The organism is Salmonella sp. NW1250 (genome assembly GCF_051812965.1).
In the GTDB taxonomy this organism is placed as follows: domain Bacteria; phylum Pseudomonadota; class Gammaproteobacteria; order Enterobacterales; family Enterobacteriaceae; genus Salmonella; species Salmonella enterica.
Window position 1 is genome coordinate 37,358 of the sequence record NZ_JAMNDD010000003.1, and the last position, 13,216, is coordinate 50,573.

General features: G+C 48.6%; 12 protein-coding genes. 7 read left to right on the forward strand and 5 right to left on the reverse strand.

All coding sequences use genetic code 11. From position 1 onward, the window contains the following. Positions 1–189 precede the first annotated feature (189 nt). From NBA72_RS05770 to NBA72_RS05795, 6 genes are all read left to right on the forward strand, one after another. Complete coding sequence (locus NBA72_RS05770; RefSeq protein WP_077248447.1) at positions 190–1,428, forward strand: MFS transporter; 1,239 nt, start codon at positions 190–192, stop codon at positions 1,426–1,428. 131 nt (positions 1,429–1,559) lie between these two features. After that, the gene (gene leuC, locus NBA72_RS05775; RefSeq protein WP_042948202.1) at positions 1,560–2,981 is read left to right on the forward strand and encodes a 3-isopropylmalate dehydratase large subunit; all 1,422 of its coding nucleotides are present in this window, start codon (positions 1,560–1,562) and stop codon (positions 2,979–2,981) included. Between the two features lies 1 nt (position 2,982). After that, the gene (leuD, locus tag NBA72_RS05780) at positions 2,983–3,609 is read left to right on the forward strand and encodes a 3-isopropylmalate dehydratase small subunit (RefSeq protein WP_000379343.1); all 627 of its coding nucleotides are present in this window, start codon (positions 2,983–2,985) and stop codon (positions 3,607–3,609) included. 14 nt (positions 3,610–3,623) lie between these two features. Next, a complete protein-coding gene (locus tag NBA72_RS05785) occupies positions 3,624–4,502 on the forward strand; it encodes a fumarylacetoacetate hydrolase family protein (RefSeq protein WP_042948200.1) in 879 nt (292 codons plus the stop codon). Further along, the gene (locus NBA72_RS05790; RefSeq protein ID WP_000105592.1) at positions 4,502–5,416 is read left to right on the forward strand and encodes an alpha/beta fold hydrolase; all 915 of its coding nucleotides are present in this window, start codon (positions 4,502–4,504) and stop codon (positions 5,414–5,416) included. Before NBA72_RS05785 ends, NBA72_RS05790 begins: the two co-directional genes overlap by 1 nt. A 33-nt stretch (positions 5,417–5,449) precedes the next feature. Next, positions 5,450–6,415, forward strand: a complete 966-nt coding sequence (locus tag NBA72_RS05795) for a LysR family transcriptional regulator (RefSeq protein ID WP_042948199.1) — start codon at positions 5,450–5,452, stop codon at positions 6,413–6,415. Here the strand turns inward: NBA72_RS05795 and NBA72_RS05800 are convergent. Beyond that, the gene (locus NBA72_RS05800; RefSeq protein ID WP_001675688.1) at positions 6,360–6,632 is read right to left on the reverse strand and encodes a hypothetical protein; all 273 of its coding nucleotides are present in this window, start codon (positions 6,630–6,632) and stop codon (positions 6,360–6,362) included. The two genes, NBA72_RS05795 and NBA72_RS05800, sit on opposite strands and share 56 nt — an antisense overlap. A 724-nt stretch (positions 6,633–7,356) precedes the next feature. Here NBA72_RS05800 and NBA72_RS05805 point away from each other — a divergent pair. Continuing rightward, the gene (locus NBA72_RS05805; protein WP_042948198.1) at positions 7,357–7,755 is read left to right on the forward strand and encodes a hypothetical protein; all 399 of its coding nucleotides are present in this window, start codon (positions 7,357–7,359) and stop codon (positions 7,753–7,755) included. 46 nt (positions 7,756–7,801) lie between these two features. Here the strand turns inward: NBA72_RS05805 and stbE are convergent, their stop codons facing one another. The 4 genes from stbE to stbB are packed head-to-tail and all read right to left on the reverse strand — an operon-like array spanning position 7,802 to position 13,162. Beyond that, the gene (gene stbE, locus NBA72_RS05810; protein ID WP_042948196.1) at positions 7,802–8,560 is read right to left on the reverse strand and encodes a fimbrial biogenesis chaperone StbE; all 759 of its coding nucleotides are present in this window, start codon (positions 8,558–8,560) and stop codon (positions 7,802–7,804) included. Next, on the reverse strand, positions 8,526–9,851 hold the full coding sequence (gene stbD, locus NBA72_RS05815) for a fimbrial usher protein StbD (RefSeq protein ID WP_000899100.1): 1,326 nt from the start codon (positions 9,849–9,851) through the stop codon (positions 8,526–8,528). The genes stbE and stbD overlap by 35 nt, the downstream gene beginning before the upstream one ends. Positions 9,852–9,855: 4 nt before the next feature. Beyond that, entirely contained in the window at positions 9,856–12,417 is a 2,562-nt protein-coding gene (locus tag NBA72_RS05820; protein WP_042948195.1) for a fimbrial outer membrane usher protein, read from the reverse strand. Then, positions 12,401–13,162 (reverse strand): fimbrial biogenesis chaperone StbB, encoded by a 762-nt coding sequence (gene stbB / locus NBA72_RS05825; RefSeq protein WP_000781486.1) that lies wholly within the window; start codon positions 13,160–13,162, stop codon positions 12,401–12,403. Before stbB ends, NBA72_RS05820 begins: the two co-directional genes overlap by 17 nt. Positions 13,163–13,216: the final 54 nt, after the last annotated feature.

The window sequence follows — 13,216 nt, forward strand, 5'->3', positions numbered from 1 at the left end:
TACTACGTTGCCATTACCGCGTCATTCTTAGATGATCTACATTTCATAAAACACTTGATTCCATTTTGTCTCTATTAAGAAAAATAAAATGTGAACGCTGTCAATTCTGCAAACGTAAAAGATAAATATTGTATACACGGATGTTTGTTGGCAAACAGGCAGATGGCAATCAGGATCTTTTACGGAACATTGTGTATGAAAAATAATATTGAAGAGACAATAGGTAAGTACTTGCCTATTTTAATGATATTACCTCTGGCGGGTTTGGCAGAGTTAGCTTCTTTATATTCAATCCAGGCTTTATTACCAAAGTTAAGTGAGGTTTATAATATCCCATTGAATCAGGTAGGGATGATTTTGTCTGCTGAGGTGGGGTTTCTGGCATTAGCCATGTTATTTAGCGGCACGTTATCTGACCGTTTTGGGCGAAAGCCAATCATTTTTTATTCGTTGCTGGCAGGAGGTATTTTAACTCTATTGTGCGCAACTGCATCATCATGGCCGATGCTGGTGGTATACCGCGCTTTGCTCGGCATTGCAGTAAGTGGTATTACGGCGGCCGTTACAGTCTATATCAGTGAAGAAGTCTCTCCTGCTTTGGCAGGGATTGTTACTGGATATTTTATTTTTGGCAATTCGCTAGGGAGTATGTCTGGTCGTGTGTTTGCAACTTTGATGATGGAGCATGTATCTATAGATACGATTTTCTTTATCTTCGGTGGTGTTCTGATTGCTATGGCACTCGCGGTGAAGTTGTTTCTCCCGACATCCCGACAGTTTGTTCCTACACCTTCACTACAGCTTGGTGCAGTGTTGAAAGGCGGGTTGGAACATTTTAAGAATATCCGCGTATCATTATGTTTTGTCATTGGATTTATTCTTTTCGGCTCTTTTACGTCCATCTTTAATTTTCTGGCGTTTTACCTGCATCGACCGCCTTATGAGCTGAGCTACACCTGGATAGGTTTGATTCCAGTTAGCTTCTCATTAACCTTTTTTCTTGCGCCATATGCTGCCCGTGTCGCGTTGAATATTGGGTCGATGAATGCGCTCAGTATGCTGATTATCTGTATGATGGTCGGTGCATTTCTCACGCTAATCGCCCCTTCTCTGTGGGTTTTCATTTCAGGTATCGTTTTACTGTCAGTCGCATTTTTCTCTGCTCATTCCACCGTATTAGCCTGGGTCAGTTCACGGAGTCCAAACGCAAAAGGACAGGCGACATCGTTTTATCTGCTTTGCTACTACTCTGGCGGTGCAGTAATGGGGTATTTAAACGGGTATCTTTTCTCCTGGCAGGGATGGAATGCTATTGCGGCATCATGTCTGATGATGCTGGGGATAGGATTATTTATCTGCCGGTTTATTTTCGCAAAATATGAGAAACAACCGCAAATCAAAAAACAGTCAATTCAGGAGAGTTTCTGATTATAGACACGAAGTGTGTTTTTATACTTTCCATAATGGAATCATCATTTTTTCATTAATGTGTCACTATAGCTAAAAGCTTAAATTGTGAATATTTGGCTACCCGGATATTCGTTGCTCCAGGAATATATATGTCTGCTAAAACGCTGTATGAAAAATTAGTTGAGTCACATACCATTCGTGAACTTGATAACGAAGGACATGTTTTACTTTATATTGATCGTTCAATACTGAATGAATATACCAGCCCGCAGGCATTTAGCGGGTTAAGAGAACGCGGCCGCACCGTTCGGCACCCCGACACGTTTTTATTGAATATTGACCATGTTAATCCCACGCGGTCGCAACGGGATGACTTAATGACCGATCCGGGAGGACAGCTACAGGTTGATTACTTTCGGGAAAATGCCGCTGACTTTGGCATCACATTATTTGATGTGCTGGATCCGCGTCAGGGGATTGAACACGTGGTTGCTCATGAACAAGGGCTAGTGATGCCTGGCATGGTGATCGCCGCCGGGGATAGTCACACGACAACCTACGGTGCATTTGGCGCGCTGGGCTTTGGTATCGGGACGTCGGAAATTGAACATCTGCTGGCCACGCAGACGCTGGTTTACCGCAAGCTCAAAACCATGCGCGTAAGTGTTCAGGGAGAGCTACCTTTCGCCTGTTCCGCAAAAGATATTGTTCTTGAATTGCTTGAACGTATTGGCGCTGATGGCGCGACGGGATATGCCATTGAATTTGTGGGTGAGGCCATCAGCGCGTTGAGCGTTGAAGGACGAATGACGCTCTGCAACATGGCGGTAGAAGCGGGGGCGCGTGGTGCCATTATTGCGCCGGATAAAAAGGTTTTTGACTATATCTACGGTAAACCGCAAATGCCTGTAGGTGAACTCTGGCAGCAGGCATTGCTGGAATGGTCACAGTTGAGCAGCGATGCTGATGCGGTATTTGATAAGACGGTGGCGATCAACTGCCATGATCTTGAGCCTAAAGTCACCTGGGGAATCAGTCCGGATCAAACAGGTTCCATCACCGGACGTGTTCCTTTCCCGGAACAGGAAACCAATCCGCTTAAGCGCCTGGCGCTTGAGAAGGCCCTTCAGTACATGGGATTAACGGCTGGCATGTTGCTGAAAGATATTCGTATCTCTCACGCTTTTATTGGTTCATGCACAAATGGTCGCATTGAGGATTTGCGTGCCGTTGCGAAGGTGCTTGAAGGGCGCAAAATCGCCAGCCATGTTCGCGGGATCATTGTGCCTGGTTCAACAATGGTAAGACGCCAGGCGGAAGAAGAAGGACTGGCGAAAATCTTTATTGCTGCCGGTTTTGAATGGCGGCAGTCGGGTTGCTCAATGTGCCTTGCGATGAATGAAGATGTGTTGTCGCCCGGCGATCGCTGTGCATCAGGTACGAACCGTAATTTCCCTGGACGACAGGGCGCTGGAGCAAGAACGCATTTGATGAGCCCGGCGATGGTTGCGGCGGTAGCGGTAGCGGGGCATCTGGTCGATGTTCGGTCATTACTTCAGGCAGGGGAATAAGATGGATACGTTTAAGCAAATCAGCGGGCGAATTGCGCCGATGCTGGAACCGAATATCGACACTGATGTGATTATGCCAAAACAGTTTCTGAAAGGGATCGATCGCCAGGGGCTGGATAAAGGGGTGTTTTTCGATCGTCGCTTTATGGCTGGCGGCCAACCAAATCCTGATTTTATTCTGAACATGCCGGGCTGGCAGAGCGCGACATTCCTGCTGGTTGGCCCCAATTTTGGCTGTGGATCGAGTCGTGAACACGCCGTATGGGGATTAAAACAACTGGGAGTACGGGGGCTGATAGGTAGCACATTTGCAGGCATTTTCGATGATAACTGCCAACGCAACGGGATCCTCACGGTCTCATTAGATGAACCTGCTTTGGCGCGCCTGGCGCAGCTTGCCGCGAGTGCTGATACCAATTCTATCACTGTTTCACTCGATCGCTGCGAAATTACGACGGCAGAGGAAACGATCTCCTTTGTGATCAGTGAACTCAAACGGGCGATGCTGGCCGCAGGCGAAGATGCGATAGCCTGGACATTGCAATACTTGCCGGAGATTGAAAATTTTGAGGTTGCGCATTATTCACGGCGGCCGTGGTTAAAACGCCCTGCATCCCCGCGCGGTTAAGGAAGAAGACTGCAATGAAACTGGTTCAATATCTTGTGAACGGTGGCAAACGCTACGGCATTATGCAGGAAACCGGAATAATTGATCTCTCGCAGCGGCTTGGCGACAAATATCCCACTTTGAAATCTCTACTGTGCGCTAATGCGCTGACGGATGCGGCGTTATGGTGTGATGAGCCGGCGGATTATTACTACCAGGAAGTCACTTTTCTGCCGGTGATTGACGATCCGCAGAAGATCATCTGTGTCGGAATGAATTACGCCGATAAGCGTATTGAGTTTAATGAAACCAACCCGGCCCCAACCCTTTTTGTCCGCTTTGCGGATTCTCAGACCGGGCATAATGGCCTGCTGCTGAAGCCTGAAAATACCAATGAGTTCGACTACGAAGGTGAATTAGCCGTAGTGATTGGGCGGCGATGCTCCCGGGTCAGCGCTGAGGATGCTTTAGATTATGTCGCCGGATACAGCTGCTATATGGATGGTTCAGTGAGGGACTGGCAGCATAGCTGGTTTACGGCTGGAAAAAACTGGCCTTCGACAGGATCATTCGGTCCGTGTCTGGTGACCACAGACGACATTCCCGATCCCCAGATGCTACGTTTACTGACACGACTAAACGGGCGGGAGGTGCAGAACGAATCTACGGCAAATATGATCCATCCTATCGCTTCACTCATTGCTTATATAAGCACCTTTACTCCGCTTTCCCCTGGCGACACGATCCTCACAGGGTCGCCTGGTGGAGTGGGCAAAAAACGCGTTCCACCGCTGTTTTTACACGATGGTGATGTTATTGAAGTTGAGATTGAACATATTGGAACCCTGCGCAATGTCGTCCGGGATAGCCGTTATTTAACATCATCTGTTAGCTGGCATGACGGGAGAAAGTGATGAGTACACTGATTGAATGCGGCGCCTCTCCGTTTATTCCGGGGTTTGCGCTCAAGGATGTTCGTCTGGAAAATGGTCTGACGGTAAGAGTGGCTATCGGAGGCAGCGGTTCACCTTTGGTACTGCTACATGGGCATCCGCAGAATCATACAACATGGCGGAAAGTCGCACCGACATTGGCGCAAAATCATACAGTCATTTTGCCGGATTTGCGTGGCTATGGCGACAGCGATAAACCAACGAGCGATCCGGCGCACCGTACCTATTCAAAGCGCACCATGGCGCAGGATATCGTCATGTTAATGGATGCGCTCGGCTTTTCCCGTTTTGCCTTCGTAGGGCATGATCGTGGCGGACGCGTAGGACACAGGCTCGCGCTGGATTATCCGGATCGTGTGACCTGTTGTACTTTTATCGACATTGCTCCAACCGCGACGATGTACGCCTTGACCGATAAATCCTTTGCTACGCGTTACTTTTGGTGGTTTTTCCTGATTCAACCTTTCCCGTTACCCGAAACGATGATTGCGCACGATCCGGCATTTTTTCTGCGTAAGCATATTTCTGGCCAGCTAAAAATAGAGGGCGCGACCTCGCAGGAAGCATTCAATGAATACCTGCGCTGTTACCAGAACCCTGAGATGATCCACGCGATCTGTGAGGACTACCGGGCTGCTGCGACGATTGATTTGGACGATGATGCCGCAGATACGTCGGCGCGTATCCGGTGTCCGTTACAGTTGCTGTGGGGAGGGCTGGGAACGGTAGGGCAACTATATGATGTGGTTGGTACCTGGAAAGAAAAGGCGCTAAACGTTCAGGGGGAAGCATTGCCTTGCGGACACTCCCCGCAGGAAGAGTGTCCTGAGTACTTTATCCAGAAACTTCAGTCCTTTTTACATTCAGTGTTATAACTCGGTCATCCTTTGCAACTTCGCACTGATGCTATGAAAACGACACCTGTAGGAAAAAAACATCGCCAGCCCCTTGAGGGCTGGCCTTCTGTTGAAGATCTTTTCGTTTTTGTCACCGTTGCTCGCAACGGTGGATTTGCCCGGGCAGCGCTGGAGCTGGGGTTATCTCCCTCCTATATCAGCAAACGTATCGCTATCCTTGAAAAATGTCTCAACGCCCGGCTTTTTTTTCGAAATAACAGAGTGATGCGTCTCACACCGGAAGGCGAAAATGCGCTGGGTGGGGCTATGCAGGTCGTCAGTGAAATGGATGGTTTTGTCAGTCGTTTGGATAATCAACGTGGTGTGTTGGCTGGTAATATCACCATCAACTGCTCATTTGGTTTTGGGCATAAATATGTCGCAGAGGCGCTGTCGTCATTTATGATCGCCTATCCTGATATTACGGTAAAACTCACGCTAACGGATCGTGAAGTGGATCTGGTGGAAGAGGGGATCGATATTGAAATTCGTGTTGGGGATGACATCAACGAATTGTATATCGCACGGCAGTTAGCCACTAATCGACGGATCCTGTGTGCTTCCCCTGAATACCTCGAACGCCACGGCAAGCCAGAGTCTGTTAGTGCGCTTGTGCAGCACGATTGCCTAATGATTCAGGAAAAAAACTCGGCATTTGGCAATTGGATATTAACGGACGATAAGCAGCAGACGCATTGCCGACTAAACGGTTTTCATTCTTCCAACAGCGGCAGTGTGGTGCTTATTTGGGCCCTGAAAGGCCATGGCATTACATTGCGGTCGGAATGGGATGTTGCGCAGTATATTGAACGAGGTGAGCTGGTTCGCGTGTTGCCTCAGTGGTATCAGGAAGCGAATATCTGGGCTGTATATACCCGGCGTTCATCAAGTTCTGATCGTATCAAAATCTGCATCGATTTCCTCACGGAGCATCTTGCACAATGCTTGCCAGGCGGTAAAGCACCGGGCGTACTGTGATCAGTCGGCGCCAACTGTCGTGGCGCCAGATGCTCTGACTTACGTTTACTGTTAGGTGTTCTTTTTGCCAGCACCCAGTAGCTTTTAGGGCGTTGCGTTGGTGGCGCGGTTTTGTTTCCGCTATCGTGGCGAAGTTATCTTTTATTCCACCACGCGGCCCAACCTCCACATAGATACCTCCATTATTACCGGATTTCTCACCTGGTTTTAACGTCATATTTTATCACCTGATTTTTGGGTGACGATTATCGGAGGTTGAGAATTCTATTGGTATCGGCTGGATGGCATTGTAAGTATCACACACTCACTCCATAACAATCAGATTGATTGAGCGACTACTTTAGCTCAATAGATATGTGTTCATCTTAAGCGTATTATCGCAGGTTGGCAATTAAAATTCTTTTAAAAAACAATACCATCCATCAATTCAATATGCTGATTTTTCGAGGTTTTCTCAAATTTAGTTATGCTTATGTAATGCTACCTAACTGACTAAAAGTAATGCTCTTTTCACACAAAAGCCTTAACAGAGGAAACGCAATATTACGTGACTTAATGCCTCTGCTCATTCTCATTAGTTATACCAATGTAATGTTTTCTCACAGCAAAAGAGAAGCAGCTACCTGTGCAGCATTATAGGCGGAAAATCCATTGGGGGTATCACCAAAGATGAAATAGAAAATTAATATTATTAATTAAATGAATATGAAATAGATATTGTTCCTGTTATCGTTACAACCTTTTCTGTCATAACAATCTTCTCATTGTCTTTCTCGCATACTTGCTGAGCATGGTATAAATGTCTATGAGGACGTCAGTTCGGAAAGCATTCGTTCTGCATGGTATGCCTTTCGCTATTCTCAGGGGCGTGAAATGAAAGGGTGAGTTAACAGAAGAACAAGTGAAATGAAAGTTTTCTTTGATGGAGTCTATATAAGAATATGAAATTGATAATAATTCTCCTTCTCGCGCTATTCCCGTTATGTTCATCTGCCAGCAATCATTATGCCCTTGTTTTTGAAAATAACACGATACTGCTTGTTTTAAATCTTAAATGTTCCCCCTGTGATTTAAACTGCGCAAATATTCAATATCACCTTTTCAATAAAGAGACGGAGTCTGTTATTTCAGGGGCTGCTAAGCCTGTGACAACGGGCATCGAAAATAATTTTCGCGGTTATATGATGCGTAATAATAATACGTTCTACACATTAATTGAATCAGATAATGAAAATGTATGGAATATGTCTGTTGAGGAGAAGGGAACTCAACAGAACAAAGATGCCGTGCAAAAAGTAAAATATCAGCTTAATGCTATTTTTGACAAGGGTACATGCTGAGTCTGGCTTGCCTCAGGGATACGATCGTATCCCTGAATATTTCCCATCAAAACTCAGGAATAAAATCACCCTTACTAATATATTTTTCCAGTATGGCGGTATATTGTCGCCAGTTCCCGGAATCATTGATTACTGCATAATTTATCGATGCTCCCGGCGTTGGCGAGCGTGTTAGCGGCACATCAAGTGCTGTTTTCGGCGCAACCATGATATCGCCGATACTTTTCTTGTTATCCATCGTTAACGTTAAACTCATATACCACGAGGTGGGGTTAACTATCCGTATAGTATTCTCTTTAGCAATAAAGCGTAATTTTTTCTCCTCCGCTTCCGTGGGCGCTTTTAGCCCAGTCGGGCGAATTAAAATTTTTAGCCTCAAACGAAGCGGTAACACCAGTTTTCGCGGGTGGTTTTTAATGTCCTGGGTGACTGGCGGTATCTGATAAATGTTTAGCCAGAAGAGACTCTCCCGGTCCGTTGCCAGCTGCTGGCGGGAACTCAGGAGCAGGCGAAGCGTTCTCAGTTCTCCTGGCTGCATTTTAAATACCGGCGGCAGCGCCACCAGCGGCGTTTTGCTGTTATCCGGAGAGGCGTCAATGTTTCCGGCGTCGGTCCATACCTGTAACAGCATCGGCGTTGTATTATCGTTGGATAATGTCAACGATTGAGCGACCTCATCTGAAGCAAAAATAATTCGGGTTCTGTCAATATTAACGGCAGCTTGTGCCGGGCCATACCATCCCGTCAACCCAAGTAGCGTTAATATGACTTTACTGAAAACTAACCACTGCCTGTAATTGCGCATTCACGCTTCCTGCCGTTACTGTTTGTCCGCCGATCGCCTCAAGCGAGGCAGTAAAATCACCGCTGTAGGTTTCTACTGAACCGGATGATACCCGTGTGGTTAAATCTTTATAGCCATACCAGCCTCGGGCGTTGCCAGTGCCTGTCTTGATCCGATCGGGTAACAGGTTAATTGGCGTACCGGCATCGTTATAGATGCGGATACCCACTCCGGAAGCTACGCCAGGTTCGCCATAATGGGTGTCCAGTAGCCACGACAGACCGCCTGCGGATGTGGTTAGCCCCAGGCGACGCGCCGCCGCCACGGCGGTGGGTTGATTAACGACAAACCCCATTGCGACATTAGCGGCGCTGGTGGACGGGAGGGCACTGGACACGGCACCGGACTCACATTCCAGGCTGACGTGGAAAGGCGCCTGGCTATTGCCTCCGGCGGCTAATATGCCAACGGCGACAGGGGGAATTTTCACGATCGCAGGATAATCTGTGATTTTACATAACGCGCCGCGAACATAGGTGACGCTATTATATGTACTCCATGCCCCGGGCCAATAGCTGGGCCAGCCATAATAATCGCTGGCATGATCCAGTCCCGCTTTGATCCGCTCGGTAATCAAGCCTGGGCCTTTAAACGCGATATAACCCCGAGGCTGCGTCCAGGTATCTCGGTCCATTGGATTCTGGTAGGCAAAATATTTTCTTGAGTCAATTTTAAACATCTCATATAGCACGTTGCTAAACGCGCTGGCAGGAATATAAATATATTTGTCATCCTGAAACCAACTGTCTGCGGTAAGTTGGCGTTCTTTCCAGAAACGGCTGTAATATTCGCCGGTACTGAGGTTTGTCATACGGACAGCAACATTACGCTCCACATCATAATAAGCGCCTTCTACTTCGGGAGTAAAAAATGCCCCTGCAAAAGCGCTATCGCCATTTGTCGAATACATCTCATAGAGCTTCCCGGCATCGGCGGTATCGCAGCGGTAAAGTACCTGTTTACTGGAATAGGGCGTGCCGGTGGCGGCCGTCAGGAAGTTACCGATCCCACTGGCCAATAGCGTGCCGGAGGGTTGAAATGTTTCACTATTACTGACGCTAATCACCGTTGGCAAACCGATATTACCGGTATTTGTGTCAGTTGCGCCGATCCAGTTTTGCGCCGTGTAGCCCGCTTTTATCGCCGCGTCAGAGAGCGCGCTCTTATCGGTGACTTTGATACATGACGACCATGTTCCGGCGCTGACGAACAGGCTCGTGATAAACAATAGCGTTCGGAAACTAAAAAGCATTGTGCTATTCCTTCTCGCAGATTTTGTTCAGATAGAGAAACGGTTCTTTGGTGTGAAGATCGAGTTGGTAGGCAACCCGGCAACGCTGGTTTGCCCCTGTTCCCCAGCGCACCAGTAGAGAACCCGACGGATGGGCGATACGGGCATAAATCTGCCCACTCTGGCCGACCATGCCGATGTTTGTGCCTTCACCGTTGAAAACATCAGCGCCCATTGGCGGTATGCCGCCATCCGGCATCTTCACGGAGATCAGCACTGCTTTGCCGCTGATAGTGGCGAAATTGACACGCGCGATGGCGCCGGCATACGGCACAATCTGCTGACTTCCTCCCGTCAGTTCGGCATCGCTGCGCATCTTACGGGTATCGAGCGTAACGTTATTGACGCGGTAAGGAGATAATGAAGGCAGAATGGCGTAACCAAAGCGATCAACCACAGCGCCCTGGCCATTTTGTACGATCGCGCCCTGCGCGCCATCGGCATGAATAAGCGCAAAGGTATCGCTGGTATAGGGGCCAGCCGTTAGACCTCCAGAGTGAAGTACCAGGGTGCCGGACGCGCCCAGCCCTTCCTGACGATAGTTATCTCCCTGGTCATAGTTGGCGCGAAGTGCGCCAAACCGGGTGTTCTGTTGTAGATTACCGCCAAACGTCGTTGGCGCGCTGCTATCGCTATTACTATTGCGATAACGCTCGTAGCCGCCATAAACCGACCATGACAGGTCGCTGTTTTTACCGCTACTGCCGGTCATGGATACGGTTGAGGAACGGCTTTGACTGGACTGGTTATAATTCATGGCGACAGACGTTCTGTTTTCGCCCCAATCCAGCGGTATAGAGACATTAAACGACATTGTGGTTTCGGTATATTTTTGTCGGCTACTCACGTCCAGTGGTTCGTTAACGCCGTGATAAAAGCGATCGTAATCCCAGGTGGTGCGCTGTCGTGCGATATTCACCCCGTAGCTTATATTCCGCCACTGGTTGCTATACCCCATTTGTAGCTGTGTTATACGCGATTGGTTATTGTAGTAGTCTGCGGTGCTGGCGCTGAGGTTAAGCGTGCCAAGCCGTCCTAACGGCTGGCTTACCGTCGCGGACAGGCGATTGCGCTGATGCAGCGTGTCGGAGTAGTAATCAATCCCCGTTTTTGCTTCCCGGCGTACGCCGAGCACGTCCTGAAGATCGCGAAAGCCGTTGGTTGAATAACGATAAGCCGCCAGTACCAGGTTAGTGCCGGTGGTAAACGTTTTGCTGTAACTGAGTTCCGCGCGCCAGCCTTGCTGGCGATCGTTATGCTCTGCGCGCGCATTCGACCAGGTGGCGTTGAGGCCGAATGCGCCCATACCGGTGGCCCAGACGCCGCCCGCCAGCCATGCCTGGTAACGCTGCGCAATTCGTGAACCGAGGTTGAGGGTAATGGTGTTATTAACGCCGTGCTGGAACGTTCCCTCAAAGAAACGATTTTCAATATCGTAGTACTGACGAACCCTGCCGAAGGCCAGCGAATAGTGCCAGTTACCGGGACGTACCGAATCCGGCACGGAAGAATAAGGCACGGTGAAACGTGAGGTTTTACCGCTGGCCTCGATAACCTCTACCTCCAGATCGCCTTGATAACGGGTGTTGTATAGATCGTCAATATAAAATGGGCCCGGCGGAACGTTGGTTTCATAAATCACTTTCCCCAGTTGTTTTACTACCACGTGCGCGCTACTGGCCGCTACGCCCCGAACTTCCGGCGCATAACCGCGTTTGCCCTGCGGGCGCATCCGCTCGTCGGTGACAAGTTTAGCTCCGTTAAAAGACAGACTGCCGAATAAGCTGGAGTCCGTATAGCTATCGCCCAGCGACAGAATACTGTTAATAGACGCGACAGGTCTTTGCACCCAGGTTCGAACGCTATTATAGCGCCAGGCGCTTCCACTCTGGTTGCTATTGGCATAGCGCAGATTACTTTGATGACGGACCTGCCAAAGTCCGAGGTTAACGCCCATGTTTAAACCGCTCCATAAGTATTGGTAGCGATAATGGCTGTCGGTATTTTCGGTGTGGGTCCAGTTTGTGTTATGGCGTAAAAACAGCGCCAGCGCGCCGCTATCCCACTCTGAAGGGGAGATATAACCGCGTGGTTTGTGCGTAAGTTCGGTCATTGGAATCGTCAGCAACAGGCGAAGCGTGGCGCTATCAAATTGCCAGCCGGCATGAGGTACCCACTCCCTGAGCGGGCGACACTCGGTCGCAGCGTCGGTCGCGGGGAGTGATTTTATCTGTGCCGCTTTCATCACCGATAAGGGCAGACAGGGTTCAGTCTGTTGACCCTCTTTTACAGCATTAAATCGAATATTAGTGCTTGCTGTTACCAGCGTGCCATTAACGTAAACGTCGGCAAGATAGTCTCCTGAAGGCGTTTGCTGTTCATTAAAACGGGCAATATTTTGTCCGTAAGTGGCCCCCTGAAGTAGCGCAGGATCAAAATAATACTCTTCACCCTGCGCGGAGCCTGAGCAAACTATGGCGATCAATAGCGCAAGGCTTTTGCGGTTCAAATTAATGGTGGGGGACATCGTAGCTCTCGCTTATCCTTGCGCCCAGGTCGTTAACCAAAGTAACGGTGACTGTACCGGAGAAGGATTTGAGTGACCGCTTGCCCGGCAGCCACCAGGTTTGACTGGAGAAAGGGGCAATCATGTCAGCATCCAGGTTATACGAAGCGCCGTTCACTTTTACATTCAGATTACTTAAAGAGGCAAACCAGGGCTGCGGATTAACAATAACAATACCGCTTTTTCCGGAACCCTTATTTACCGTTTTAATCTGTAGTTTTTTCGCCAGACTATCAGGTTTACCTAGCCCGTCAGGACGATAGAAAAGTTTTATTCTTGAGCGCAGCATCACCAACATTTTATTTTGCCCGCTGTCGCTGCCAATATTCGTTGGTGGTACCTGTAATACGTTAAACCAGAATACTGACTCACGATCCTGCGGCAATTTTTTCGTGTTGTTATAAATTACGCGTACCACCTGGCCTGCTTTGGGTTGAATACGAAATACCGGCGGCGTGGCAATGAACGGCATCGCGCTGCTATTTTCCGGGCTGGTATTCATATCGCCATCGTCAAACCAGGTTTGTACGATATAAGGTATTGCGTCATTATTTTTTAACTGCACATCTACGGAGGAGGCTGTTGATGGGTAAATTATTCGGCTACCCAAAATAGTAACGCTCGCCCACGATGCTGTGGCGGGTAGGGCCAGGAATAGAAAAACTATTAAGTAATATAATGCGGAATGTCGGGTATCCATTTTCATCTCAACAACTCCCTGGCGATTGAAAATGGTCTGGCGTTTCAACGCCAGACCGTA

What these genes read in the sequence shown, in the direction of transcription:
- NBA72_RS05820 (WP_042948195.1), bottom strand. Translation starts at nt 12,417, where the DNA reads ATGTCCCCCACCATTAATTTGAACCGCAAAAGCCTTGCGCTATTGATC.
- NBA72_RS05800 (WP_001675688.1), bottom strand. Translation starts at nt 6,632, where the DNA reads ATGACGTTAAAACCAGGTGAGAAATCCGGTAATAATGGAGGTATCTAT.
- leuD (WP_000379343.1), top strand. Translation starts at nt 2,983, where the DNA reads ATGGATACGTTTAAGCAAATCAGCGGGCGAATTGCGCCGATGCTGGAA.
- leuC (WP_042948202.1), top strand. Translation starts at nt 1,560, where the DNA reads ATGTCTGCTAAAACGCTGTATGAAAAATTAGTTGAGTCACATACCATT.
- NBA72_RS05785 (WP_042948200.1), top strand. Translation starts at nt 3,624, where the DNA reads ATGAAACTGGTTCAATATCTTGTGAACGGTGGCAAACGCTACGGCATT.
- NBA72_RS05795 (WP_042948199.1), top strand. Translation starts at nt 5,450, where the DNA reads ATGAAAACGACACCTGTAGGAAAAAAACATCGCCAGCCCCTTGAGGGC.
- NBA72_RS05805 (WP_042948198.1), top strand. Translation starts at nt 7,357, where the DNA reads ATGAAATTGATAATAATTCTCCTTCTCGCGCTATTCCCGTTATGTTCA.
- stbD (WP_000899100.1), bottom strand. Translation starts at nt 9,851, where the DNA reads ATGCTTTTTAGTTTCCGAACGCTATTGTTTATCACGAGCCTGTTCGTC.
- stbE (WP_042948196.1), bottom strand. Translation starts at nt 8,560, where the DNA reads ATGCGCAATTACAGGCAGTGGTTAGTTTTCAGTAAAGTCATATTAACG.
- stbB (WP_000781486.1), bottom strand. Translation starts at nt 13,162, where the DNA reads ATGAAAATGGATACCCGACATTCCGCATTATATTACTTAATAGTTTTT.
- NBA72_RS05790 (WP_000105592.1), top strand. Translation starts at nt 4,502, where the DNA reads ATGAGTACACTGATTGAATGCGGCGCCTCTCCGTTTATTCCGGGGTTT.